The 12,472-nt window shown below is 74.3% G+C and carries 8 protein-coding genes; 1 reads left to right on the forward strand and 7 read right to left on the reverse strand.

Features of this window, described 5'->3' with window-relative positions; all coding sequences use genetic code 11:
* Nucleotides 1–49 precede the first annotated feature (49 nt).
* The 7 genes from AB0C69_RS25850 to AB0C69_RS25880 form a co-directional block, all read right to left on the reverse strand.
* Nucleotides 50–451, reverse strand: a complete 402-nt coding sequence (locus AB0C69_RS25850) for a hypothetical protein (protein ID WP_360357741.1) — start codon at nucleotides 449–451, stop codon at nucleotides 50–52.
* Complete coding sequence (locus tag AB0C69_RS25855; RefSeq protein WP_360357742.1) at nucleotides 435–2,093, reverse strand: polysaccharide biosynthesis C-terminal domain-containing protein; 1,659 nt, start codon at nucleotides 2,091–2,093, stop codon at nucleotides 435–437. Before AB0C69_RS25855 ends, AB0C69_RS25850 begins: the two co-directional genes overlap by 17 nt.
* A complete protein-coding gene (locus AB0C69_RS25860; RefSeq protein WP_360357743.1) occupies nucleotides 2,080–4,191 on the reverse strand; it encodes a hypothetical protein in 2,112 nt (703 codons plus the stop codon). Before AB0C69_RS25860 ends, AB0C69_RS25855 begins: the two co-directional genes overlap by 14 nt.
* An 89-nt stretch (nucleotides 4,192–4,280) precedes the next feature.
* Nucleotides 4,281–5,756, reverse strand: coding sequence for a hypothetical protein (locus AB0C69_RS25865; RefSeq protein WP_360357745.1), 1,476 nt, complete (start codon nucleotides 5,754–5,756; stop codon nucleotides 4,281–4,283).
* 7 nt (nucleotides 5,757–5,763) lie between these two features.
* Nucleotides 5,764–6,627, reverse strand: coding sequence for a sulfotransferase domain-containing protein (locus AB0C69_RS25870; RefSeq protein ID WP_345173577.1), 864 nt, complete (start codon nucleotides 6,625–6,627; stop codon nucleotides 5,764–5,766).
* Complete coding sequence (locus tag AB0C69_RS25875) at nucleotides 6,624–7,850, reverse strand: hypothetical protein (protein WP_360357747.1); 1,227 nt, start codon at nucleotides 7,848–7,850, stop codon at nucleotides 6,624–6,626. Before AB0C69_RS25875 ends, AB0C69_RS25870 begins: the two co-directional genes overlap by 4 nt.
* On the reverse strand, nucleotides 7,847–9,289 hold the full coding sequence (locus AB0C69_RS25880; protein WP_360357751.1) for a hypothetical protein: 1,443 nt from the start codon (nucleotides 9,287–9,289) through the stop codon (nucleotides 7,847–7,849). Before AB0C69_RS25880 ends, AB0C69_RS25875 begins: the two co-directional genes overlap by 4 nt.
* A 399-nt stretch (nucleotides 9,290–9,688) precedes the next feature.
* Between AB0C69_RS25880 and AB0C69_RS25885 the strand changes: the two genes are divergently transcribed.
* Nucleotides 9,689–12,472 (forward strand): PKD domain-containing protein (locus tag AB0C69_RS25885; RefSeq protein WP_360357749.1); only part of this gene is annotated, 2,784 nt, incomplete at its 3' end.

A 12,472-nucleotide genomic window follows, 5' to 3' on the forward strand; every position in this document is an offset into this window, starting at 1 on the left:
GCTGGATCCGGCGCCCGACAGGCCCTTCCTCGCACCCTAGGATCGGTGATCACTGACACCTGATCACGCTGCTGCGATGACGGCGGCAGTAGGCGCTGGACAGGATCTCGGCGTCGGTGAGCTCCGGCCGCTCGTCGGCGAGCCGCAGCAGCCCGACGTGCGGGCCGTCCAGGAACGGGGTCGACGGCCACAGCAGGTCGCCGGTGCGGTCGGCGAACTCGCGGGCCGTCCAGCCGCCCTGCGCGCCGACGAGGAGCTGGTCGAACCGGACCGGGACCTTCCACGGGCGCCGCAGCACGGCGGTGGACACCGCGACGCGCGCCGCGGCCGGGATCGGCAGCGAGCGCCCGGCGTCGACCAGCCGGCCGTACACCGGGCCGCTCGGGGCGAGCCCGCTCTTGCGAAGCACCGCGCGGGACTTGCGGCGCACTTGGTCAATTCCCGTGGGCATGCATGCTCCTGGCAGATGTCGTTTCGGTGGCGGGCGCGGCGGCGGCGCCCGCGGGTGCGGCACGGCCGCGCCTCCCCGGCAGCAGGGAGGCGAAGGCGGTGAGGGACAGCCGCTCGCGGCCGGCCCAGAGCAGGGCGAGGTACAGCATCGCGCCCGGGATCAGCCCGCCGGCGAGGGCGGCCTCGCTGGAGCCGGCGGCCAGCCGGACGGCCAGCGGCACCGCCGCGAAGCTGACCAGCGCGGAGCCGCCCGCCCAGAACAGCCCGGCGCTCGCCGGGGTCATGTCGAGGATCCGCCGGACCTGGACCAGGGCCAGCAGCGTCCGCACGAGCAGCCCGCACGCCCGCGCGACCGCCGCCCCGGCGATCCCGAACGGCGGGATCAGCAGCACGTTCAGCACCAGGTTCACACCGAGCGCGGCGCTCTGGTTGACCAGGCTGAGCCCGCTGCGGCCCGCCATCAGCAGCATCACGTCGCGGGCGCCCGTCGCGGTCGCCACCAGCATCGCCATCGCCAGGATGACCGTGACGACCTCGCCGGTCCCGCGGTAGCCCTCGCCGAAGGAGCGCACGTACACCGGGGCGCCGACCGCGATCGACAGGTGCACCGGCCAGGCGAGCGCGAGGTTCCAGGACGCGCACACCGCGAACACCCGCTGCGCGCCCGCGCGGTCGGCGAGCGCCATCAGCCGGCTCACCGCGGGCTGCATGACGTTCTGCACGGCCTGGGTGACGAGCTGGCTGATCACGATGAACCGGGTGGCGGCGGTGTAGATCGCCGCCTCGCGCGGCGAGCTGAGCGCCGCGACGAGCACGATGTCGGCGCGCTGGAACGCCGTCTGGCAGATCTGCGCGAACGCGCGCGGCGCCGTGAAGCGCCAGAAGTCGCCGGCCAGGGGCCGCCAGCCGGATGGCGTCCCGGCCTCCGCGGCCACCGGCGCCTCGACGCGGCCCCGGCGGCTGATCTTCAGGTACCAGAGGAGGGCGACGACCAGGCACGGCAGGTACGGCGCCGCCCACGCCAGGGCGAGCCACACCGCGTCGTCGGTCAGCAGCGCCGCCACGACGACCCCGGCGACCTGGAGCGTCTGCCGCATGATCTTGTCGACGAGGACGGTCGGCCGCATCGAGCCGTGCCCGCGGGTCGCCGCGAGCAGCGCGTCGTGCGCCCCCGCGAGGGGCAGGAACAGCGCCAGCACCCGCACCATGCCCACGGCCTGGCCGGGGTCGTCGGCGCCGATGTGGCCCGCCGTCCACGGCGCGGTGAGGGCCAGCACGAGACCCGCGGCCAGCGCCGTCGCCGCGACCGGGACGAGCGCCACCGGCACCGTCCGCCGCGCCGCGCCGCGGTCGCCGAGCGCCAGGTGGCGGGGCAGCCAGCGCAGCAGGCCCGCGTCGGTGCCGAGCCCCGACACGGCCTGCAGGATGATGAACAGCGACGTCGCCGCGAAGAAGGTGCCCGCGATCCGCTGCGAGTACAGGTGCGCGACCAGGAAGACGAGCGCGAGGCCCTGGACGCCGGCGACGGCGGCGCCGACGAGGTTCAGCGCGCCGCCCCTCGCCAGCCTGTTCAGGTTCGGCCCGCCCGGACCGGACGGTTTCGGCTCGTCCGCCGCGGCTCCTGCGGAATCAGGGGCCGGCATGCCGGCCGGCCTTGTGCGGCTTCTTGCCGTAGCGGGGCGAGACGTCCGGCGCGGCGTCCTTCGGCCCCGCCGGGGGCTTGCCGTCCGCGCCGTCCTCCGGCAGATCCGGCGGCATGAACTTGGAGATGTCCTCCTGGGTCCGCGTCGCGGCCGACTCCAGCCCGTCGTCGGCGGCCGCGTCGGCCGGCTCGGCGGGCTCGGCGCCGGCGGGCGCCGCCGGGCGCGGACGCGCCGGCCCCGTGCCCTGGGTGACCTCCGTGGGGGACACGGGCTTGGGGGCGACGGGCTTGCCCGGCCCGGCCGGGGGTTCGAGCGCGGGCGGAAGGGGACGGCGCCGCGGCTCTGGCTGCGGCTGCGGCGCGCCGTGTCGCCCGGGCGGCGCCGGCCGCGCCTCGCCCGTGCGGGGCGGCTGCTTGACCTGCGGCAGCGCCTGCGTGACCAGGGATCCGGAGTCGGCCGGCTCCTCGTCGGGCTCGTCCTGCCCGCCGCGCGACGGGTCCTCGGCCCACGCGAGGGGGGCCTCCGGGGCGCGGCGCCGGCCGGCGCGCGCCTCCGGCTGGCGGGGCTCGGTGCCCTGAGGCGGGTGGGGCTGGCGGGCGGGCGGAGCCTGCCGCGCCGCGCGCCCTCCCCGCGGCTCCGGCGGCTCCAGCAGGGCGCCGAGCACCGTGACGCCGGCGCGCTCGGCCTCCACGTACGCCTGCCGCAGCTCCTCGCGGGTCGTGACGCCCTGGTTGATCACGAGCACGACCGCGTCCACGAAGGTGCACAGGGCCTGCGCGTCGGCGTCGTGCAGGCTCGCCGCGTTCACGATGAGGTACTCGCTGCGGCGGCGCAGCACCTTGACGGTCTCGCGCATCCGCGGGCCGCTGAACCGGTGCGCGGCCTCGCGGGCGCGCGGGCCGCGCGGCAGCAGCCGCAGCTGCGAGTCGGTGTGGATCAGCAGGGTCGCCGGGTCCGTGCCGCTGAGCAGGGTGTCCGACAGACCCTTGCCGCCGGGCCGCGCGCCGAACAGGGTGCTGACGTCGGCGTCCTCGGTGGTCGCGTCGATCATGATGGTCTTGGCGCCGGCGAAGGCGAGCGAGACCGCGAGGTTGGCGCTGGCCATGCGGGCGCTGCCACCCGGGGTGGCGTTGCTGATCAGCAGCGCCACCGGGGTCTGCGGCGCGGTCGCCACGACCGCGGCGCGCAGCCGCCGGTACGCCTCGCCGACCGGGCTCTTGGGCGCGCTGACCAGGGCCAGCGTGTCGCCGGGCGGGCCGCCCGCCGGGATGGTGGACAGCGTCCGGACGCCGAGCCCCTCGATCGACTCGGCGTTGCGCAGCCGCTGGTTGAGCCGCTCCCGCAGCAGCATGACCACGAACCCGGCGACCAGCCCGAGCACGAGGCCGCCCGCGCCGTACATCGCGGGCCGGACGATGCCGGGCCCGGCCGGCGCGTCCGCCGGGGTGATCACCTGTCCGGGGTCGAGGGGGGTGCTGGCGATGTCGTTGGACTGCTCGTCGATGACGCCGAGCTGGTTGGTGTAGGCGGTGACGCGCTGCTGGAGGGTGGAGCGCCGGGAGCCGGAGGAGGCGGCCAGCTCGTTGTTCGCCCGCTGCAGCAGGTGCTCGACCCTGGCCGACTGCGCCTTCAGCTTCGCGAGCTGGTTGTTCACCACGGCCTGCGCGCGCTGCGTGCGGTACTCCAGGTAGGCGTCGGCGAAGGCCTGCGCGCCCGCGCGGGCGTTGCCGGAGCTGTTCGCGGTGTAGGTCAGGTTGAGCACCTGGGTGTTGGGCGGGACCGAGACCCCGATGTCGCCCTCCGCCTCGTGCCCGAGCTTCTTCTGGACGATCTTGGCGACGCTGTCGGTGGCGACCAGCTGCGCCTCCGTCTGCAGGTTCACCAGGTCGTCGCCGCGGCCCTCCGGGGAGTACGGGTTGCCCTCCAGCGGGCTGACCAGCACCGTCGCGGTGGCCTTGAACGGCGGCGGCACGGCCATCTCCAGGGCGACGCCGGCCGCGGTGCCGAGCACGGCGAGCCCGATCAGCGCCCCCAGATAGCGCCGGACCAGGGCGAGCAGGTGCCCCCCCTGGGCGTCGGCCGTCTGGTCAGCTCCCACGACGATCCCCCTCATCGATCAGGCTCGTTCTTGACGGAGTGTTCATCTCGACTTTAACCGCGCCTTGCAAGAAGACGGTTCTGTTCATCTCAACCTCGTCCAGGAGCGGCGGCCCCGACCGGGGACGGGCGGGCGGCGCGCCGCGGCGCCGCGGACGCGGGCCCGCGCAGGACGGGAGCGGTCAGCACGATCACGCGTGCGGGGTTGGCCGCCTGGTCGAGGGCCAGTACCCCGCTCGCGACCTCGCGGTCCAGGGCCCGTCCCCGTTCGACGACCACCAGGGCGATGTCACTGGCGGCGGCCGCGGCGATCGTGTCCGCGCCGTTGATGTCGGGCGTGGTGATGACGACGATGCGGGACACGCGGCCCGCCTTGTCGACGGCCCGGGTGAGCTGGCGGTCGTCGTCGCTGCGCACCAGCCGGACGGTGAACGAGTGGCCGGTCCCGGCCGCGGCCGGCGGCTCGTGGAAGGGCTCGCCGTCGGCGACGATGCGCAGGACCGTCGTGGCCGATCCGCCCTCGGTGCACATCTCGGCCAGCTCGTAGGCCACCTCGGTGCCGGCCGATCCCGGGACCCCGGTGACGAGCACGGTGGCGGCGTCGGCGTCGAAGACCAGGTTGCGGAGCCGTCGCGCGACCTCGCGGTGCCCGGCGCCGAGCGCCGCCCCCTCCACCATGATCGGAAGCCGGCTGTGCAGCCGCAGGTCGGCGGGGCGCCGGATGCGGCGCGGCCGCACCTCGCGGACCACCACGTAGGCGATCCAGCAGAGCAGGCCGATGCCGATCCCGGACGCGACGGCCACGTCGCGTCCGGGATCGTCGCCCCGCCGGGGGAGCGGGGCCCCGCGCAGCACCTCGCCGGGCTGCTCCTGCTTGCTCTTGATGGCCGCCACCTGCTTCTCCACGTCGCGGATCTGCTTCACCAGCGCCTGGCGGCGCGTGCGGGTGGTGAGCCGGCGCAGCTCGTCCTCGTCGCCGGGCAGCGCCGCGAGCTGCTTCTTCAGCAGCTCGGCGTTGTTCTCCAGCGCCTGGCGGTTGTGCTCCAGCACCTGGCCGAGGATCCGGTTCCGCAGCGCCAGGTAGGAGTCGGCGACGACCCGGGCGCCGTCCTGGGCGGTCCGCGGCGTTCCGGCGCGTACCGAGATCGTGAGCACGTGGGTGTTGGACGGCACCGTCAGGCCGATGCGGTCGCGCAGTTCGGCGTCGGACGCGTCGAAGCCCGGCCGCTCCGCCAGCTTGGACAGCACCGGGCGGGACCAGACGAGCTGGGCCTCGGTGTCCATCGTCGTCTCGCGGGGGGCGCGGGTGTTGGTGTCGATCGCCGAGCCGATGTCGATGGAGGGGTGCAGCGCCACCGGCGGCGCCAGCACGTAGATCTGCGCGGTGTAGGTCGTCGGCGTCAGCACGATCTTCACGACCCCGAGCGCGCACCCGGCCAGCAGCGCGATGAGCAGCGCGGCCAGGTGGCGGCGGACGACGCCCGCGTACCGGGTGACCGGGACCGAGTCCGGCGCGAGCGGCGGTTCCGCCTGCACGCTGGCCGGGCCGAGGGTGCGTTTGCTCATCGCCGCCTCATCGCCGCCAGGCGGGCTCGGCGCCGAGGAGCGCGGCGAGCTTGTCGTCCCAGGGGGCGTAGTACTCGGCCAGGCGGCGCTGCAGGTGGTCCGGCAGCGGGGAGCCCGGCCGCGCGTTGTGCCGTTCGAACGACGCGGGCCGCCAGGCCGGCAGCCCCAGGAACTCCAGGATGGAGTCGTAGCAGGGCTCGGGTTCGGTGAAGAAGTCCTCCGCGAACGCCACGTGCACCCTGTCCCGTCCGAAGAGGGCGAACAGCCGCTCGATCTGCTCGGCGTAGCGGCCGCGGTCGAGGTAGGAGTGGTGCCGGTGGCTGTGGCTCACGTAGGCGGGGTCGGCCTTGATCTTGTCGATCTCGCCGGAGAGCCGCTCGGGCTCCAGGTCCAGGGCCCGCTCGAACGGCTCGGTCTCGAACCCCCGCGCCAGCTCGTGCTTGTGGGCGGAGTAGGCCCGCACCACCGGGTCGCGCAGCAGGACGACGAGCTTCACCCCGGGCAGGTCGCGGGCGATCCGCTCCGGCGCCAGCGGGTGGTGCATGTAGTAGCCGGCGGACTCGAACGCCTGGGGGGCGGCGTCCCTGGCGCGGCGCTCGGCGAGCGCGCGGACCGGGAAGTGCCCCCGGTACCAGCCGAGGCCGCGCGTGTAGTTGACGTCGAAGTAGTGCACGCCCTTGTGGAAGTTGGGCTGGACGGTCGCCGGGTGCGCGGCCAGGGCGCGGAACAGCGAGGTGGTGCCGCCGCGCTGCGTGCCGACCATGAGGAAGTCGGGCAGCATCCGGGCGCCCGAGGTCAGCCGCCCTCCGGCGCGGGTCGCGGCCCGTCCCGCCTCCTTGACCCACGGAGGGGCGTCACGGCGTGAGATCACGGGGTTCCTCCCGAGGGCGTGTCCGGTGGAGTGGTGTGCAGGAGCGTCAGCAGCCGCTCGGTGTCGGCGCGTAGCGGCCCGCCGATCGGCTCCTGGGCGGCCAGCAGGTAGCGGCGGCACAGCTCCAGGAGGTAGAGCCGGACGGTCGCCTCCGCGGCGGGGCCCGTCGGCCCGAGCGGCTCCAGGAGGGCGGCGGCGCCGTCCGGCCAGGCGGCGTAGGGCGGCCCGGACGCGGTGCGCATCGCCTCCTGGAGGCGGTAGTGCAGCAGGTCGAACCCGTTCGGGACGCCGCGCGAGAACCGCTCCCAGTCCCACAGGCGCAGCACGCCGCGGTGCCAGGCCATGTTCCACGGCGTCCAGTCGCCGTGCCAGGCGCCGAAGTCCAGGACCAGGTCGCCGTGCGCCTTGCCGACGCCTTCGACGACCTCGCCGAAGACGGCGCGCTGCCGCTCGTCCAGGACCAGGCCGGGGCTCGCGGCCATCTCCTCCCAGTAGGCGCTGGCGCGCAGCGGCGCCCGCTCGACGCCGCCGACCTCGAACAGCGCCCGCATCTCCGAGACGGGGGCCCGCCCCCGCGGGCGCCAGCCGAGCGCGCTGGTCGGGAGCGGTTCGAGGACGAGCAGGTCGAGGCCGTGCCACGTGCCGTGGTGCAGCAGCCGCGGGACGTGCAGGCGCCCGCCCGGCCCCGGCGCGGGCAGGTGGGCGTTCAGGTAGGTGAGGGCGGCGGCCTCGCCCTCCAGGAGGGCGCGGGCCGTGCCGGTGTCGCCGATCTTGACGAAGGCCGCGGGCTCGCCGCGCGGCGTCAGCACGTGCAGGATCGGCTTGCGGTTGGCGCGGGCGCTCCCGAGCCCCACGCTGACCACCACCGGCCGCCCGAGCAGCTCCGCCAGCCGGTCCTCGATGGAGGGGCCGCCGCCGGTGATGCTGAGCCGGTCGCGCAGCGTGCGCTCCGGCAGGCCGGTGCGGACCGCCGCCGCCGTCAGGCCGCGGGAGGCGCGCTGCTTCGGGCCGAGGTCGTGGCTGTAGCGGCGCAGCGCGGCCGCGGTGGCGCGCGGCATCCCCGCCGGGACGAGCAGCCGCGGCCGCTCCGCGTCCGGCAGGAACGCCAGTTCCCGGCGCGCCCCCTCGGAGCGTCCCCGTCCGACGGCCTCCACCCGCGCGTCCGGCCACAGGTCCCGCACCGCCGCGATCCAGGCGGCCCGCGTCTCCTCCGGGGCGCTCACAGCGGCGCCTGCTCGGCGGTGCCGGCGGGCGCCGCCTCGGCGGTGTCGGCCGGCGCGGCGACGCGGGCACGGGCGCGCGGCCGGGCCTCGGCGCGGGCGTCCCTGCTCGCCCGCCACATCAGCCCCACAGCGATCATCACCGTGTACAGCGGTACCTCCACCATGTCGTAAGTGATCATGAACAGGCCGCAGGCGATCAGGACGGCGCAGCCCGCCAGCGAGTACGCGCCGCGCTCGCGCCAGTGCCGCAGGAACCGGACGGCGAAGAACGCGCAGAACGCGATCGTCCCGACGACGCCGTTGGCGAACAGCAGGAGCCACAGATGGCCCTGGGTGCCGAGCGGCGGCGAGCCGCACGCCTTGCAGCCGATCTTGTCGCCGCCGGACACCTGGCCGAGGTCGCCCTGGACGTTGCGGGTGGACCCGAATCCGACCAGCGGGGAGCCGCTCAGGGCGCTGCGGGTGGTCTCCTCGGCCAGCAGCGTGCGGCGGTTGTTGCTGTGCGGGTTGTCAAGGCGGTCCTGGACGAGGCCGGGCAGCGGCGACAGCGCCACGACGATCGCGCCCGCCGCGGCCATCCCGGCCGTCCAGGCGATCACGCGGGGGCCGCCGACCTGGAGCAGCTTCGCGACGCCGAACAGGCCGATCGCGCCGAGCGCCCCCCACAGCCCCCGGTTCAGGGAGTACACGACGGGCCACAGCGACGCGGCGAGGACGGCCAGCCCGAACGCGCGGCGCCGCATGTCGGCGCGGACGATCCAGGTCAGCAGGAAGTACGGGAGGAAGAAGGCGTAGGCGGAGCCCCAGGTGTTGGCGTACGCGAACGGCGCCATCGGCCGGGACTGCTCGAACCCGAGGATCGACTCGATGTCGGCGACCTTCGGGTGGACGATGTCGCGGACGAAGGAGTTGGCGGTCAGCCCGTGCGGCAGCACCATCTCCACCGGCGAGGTGAGCTGGATCGAGGGGAAGAAGGACCCGACCAGCCCGCCGACGGTCGTCACGATGAACATGTAGCCGAGGAGCCGGCCGATCTTGCCCGACGGCAGCTCCCGCTCGCTCATGTTGCCGATGTAGAGCAGCACGATGGTGGACGACAGGTACCAGGCGAGCCGGTAGCAATACACCAGGAGCCGGCTGAACCCGCCGCCCGGTTCGGCGAGGGGCGCGTCGGCCCACAGCACCAGCACGCCCAGCACGACCCAGAGCAGGAAGAAGAGCCACGTCCCGAAGCCGCCGGGCGCCACCAGGGTGCCGCGCCGCCGCCACAGCGTCATCGCCATGGGCACGCTGATGACCAGCAGCACGATGTTCGCCAGGCCGAGGATCCACCACACGGGGAAGCCGAGGAGCGCGACGGCGAGCGGCCAGCCCGGCCGCAGGCGCCAGGGCAGCAGCCGCGGCGTCGCGAGAGGTGTGCTCCCCGCGATCCCTCGCATCCCGGCCAATCACCGCTCCGTTTCCGTGGGACGCGCCTGCGGGCGCGCGGACCGCGCCGTCCGGTTCCGGACGCACGTCGCCCATGGAAGGACGTCCTGTCTCTTACCAGGGGCGACAGCGGATGATGGCCGAATTCGGCCACGCGATCCGGTCGTCCGGTGAGACCCGGCAAGCGTCCTTTCGAGGTGCGCAGCGTACCTCGCGAGACGTGATGGGCGTGCCCGCCGGGGCGCGTCCGGGGGTCCTGCCGCAGGCCGATCACCGGGCGGGCCGGTGGCCGAAACCGAATAGTTAGTGATCAAACGGCGGTCCCGGCTGCCCGCTGGCTACGATTGCGCGGCGCTATGTGCCTTCACGAGGAACATGGCGGCTTACTTCTATCTTGCACGGAGGGGTCGATGGGCAGACGCAGGTGGGGGCCTCTGGCCGTGGGGGCGGTGCTCGCGCTGGGGACGCTGACGGGGAGCCTCGCCGCGGGCGCCCCGGCGAGCGCGGACCAGAGGGGATCCGAGCCCGCGCACGGCAAGGTCGTCAACGCGGACCCGGCGAACTACACGCCGAACGTCCTGGACGGCGAGGTCAAGTCGATCATCAAGATCGGCGGCAAGATCTACGTCGGCGGCTCGTTCACCCAGGTGAAGGAGCCCGGGGCCAACAAGCCGACGCTGGTCCGCAACCGGCTGTTCGCCTTCGACGCCGCCACCGGCGCCATCGACCCCGACTTCGCGCCCAGCCTCGACAAGGGCGAGGCCAGCGCGCTGCTGCCCGCCCCCGACGGCCAGTCGATCTACGTCGGCGGGAGCTTCGGCCAGATCAACGGCGTCCGGCACTTCGTGCTCGCCAGGATCAACGCCCAGACCGGCGCCCCCATCGCCTCGTTCGACCCGCAGTTCGACGCCAAGGTCCGCGACCTGCGGCTGGCGGGCGGCCGGCTGTACGTCGGCGGCACCTTCGCGACCGTCGGCGGCGTCGCGCGGCCGGCCCTCGCCGCCCTCGACCCGCAGACCGGGGCCCGCGACGACTTCCTGAACCTCGACGTCACCGGCACCCAGACCGGCGACGGCGTCACCCAGATCTACAAGATGGACGTCAGCCCTGACGGCTCCAAGCTCGTCGGCATCGGCAACTTCAGCTCGGTCGCGGGCAGCACCCGGCGCCAGATCGTCATGGTGGACCTCACCGGCCCGTCCGCCCAGCTCGCGAACTGGGACACCACCCGCTACGCCGACCAGTGCTCGCAGTCGTTCGACACGTACATGCGCGACGTCGAGTTCTCTCCCGACGGCGCGTACTTCGTGGTGACGACCACCGGCGCGTACGGCGGCTCCGCGAAGTTGTGCGACACCCAGGCCCGCTGGGAGAGCGCCGCCTCCGGCGGCGGCCAGCAGCCGACCTGGGTGAACTACACCGGGGGCGACACCACCTACGCCGTGGAGATCACCGACACGGCCGTCTACACCGGCGGCCACTTCCGGTGGGCGAACAACCCGTTCGCGGGCGACAACCCCGGCCAGGGCGCCGTCGGGCGCGAGGGCATCGTCGCGCTCGACCCGGTCAGCGGCCTGCCGTTCAGCTGGAACCCCGGCCGCGACAAGGGCGTCGGCGTCTTCGACATGCTGGCCACCGACGAGGGCCTGTGGATCGGCAGCGACACCGACAACGTCGGCGGCGAGTTCCACCAGAAGCTCGCGCTGTTCCCCGTGGCCGGGGGCGCGGTCATCCCCGCCTACAGCACCGGTGAACTGCCCGGGAACGTCTACTCCGGCGGCGGCATCGGCTTCGGGGCCGCCAACTACCTGAGGCACCGCTCGTTCGACGGCACCACCGCCGGCGCCGCGGTCGACGACGGCACGGCGGGCGTCGACTGGCGCACCGCGCGCGGCGCCTTCATGGTCAACGGGGAGCTCTTCTACGGGTCGTCGGACGGCGCGTTCCGGCGCCGGTCCTTCGACGGCACGGCGCTCGGCACGCCGACCACCATCGACACCGCCGACCAGCTCACCGCCATGACGACCTGGCACTCGCAGGTGCCGAACATCACCGGCATGTTCTTCGCCAAGGGCCGGATCTACTACACGCGCGGGCAGTCCTCGCTCTACTACCGGACGTTCAACCCGGAGAGCAACGTCGTCGGCGCGCAGGAGTTCACCGCGGTGGGCAACCTGCCCGGCATGAGCTGGAGCTCGGTCGGCGGCATGTTCGTCAACGGCGCGAACCTCTACTACGTCAACAACGGCAACGGCCGGCTCTACCGGGTCGCGTTCTCCGCGGCGGGAGTGCCGTCCGGCTCGTCGACCGAGGTCAGCACCGCCGACTGGCGCGGCCGGACGGTCTTCCTGTACGCGGGGACGCCGAACCAGCCGCCGACCGCCGCGTTCACCGGCGACTGCGACGGGCTCACCTGCACCTTCAACGCCGCCGGCTCGTCCGACTCCGACGGCTCGATCGCCTCCTACGCCTGGGACTTCGGCGACGGCGACACCGGCACGGGCGTCGCGCCGCAGCACGCGTTCGCCGCGGCCGGCACCTACACGGTCAAGCTGACGGTGACCGACGACCGCGGCGGCAAGGGCACCCGGTCCCAGGACGTGACGGTCGCGTCGAACCAGGTGAACATCGGCTACCGCGGCGGGGCGGGCGGCAACGGCAACGTCCAGACCGCCACGGCGCAGGTCCCGCCGGCGGTCCAGCCCGGCGACGGCATGCTTCTGTTGCTGACGTTCAACAGCAGCGAGGCGACGCTGGCGACCCCGCCGGCCGGCTGGACGCAGGTCGGCACGCAGGCGGCGGGCACCGCGACGTCCGTCGTCTGGAAGCGCGTCGCCCAGGCCGGTGACGCCGGCACGCAGGTCGGCATCGGGTTCAGCGCCTACACCAAGGCCGACATCCGGCTGCTCGCCTACGAGGGCACCAACGCCACCGACCCGGTCGCGGCGGTGGCGAAGAGCAGCGACGCCGGCACCGTCACCGACCACACCGGCCCGTCGGCCCAGGTGGACGCGGCCGGGTCGTGGGTGGTGACGTACTGGGCGGACAAGTCGTCCACCACCACGTCCTGGACGGCCCCGGCCGGCGTGGAGGCCCGCGGCATGACGGCGGCGCGCTCGCGGAGCGGATCCGCGGCGTGGCCCGGAGCAGGGCGGAGAACGCCGAGCGCACCTACCGCCGGGCGGAGGCGACCG

Origin of the sequence: Actinomadura sp. NPDC048032 (assembly GCF_040653175.1) — a bacterium.
GTDB lineage: Bacteria > Actinomycetota > Actinomycetes > Streptosporangiales > Streptosporangiaceae > Spirillospora > Spirillospora verrucosospora.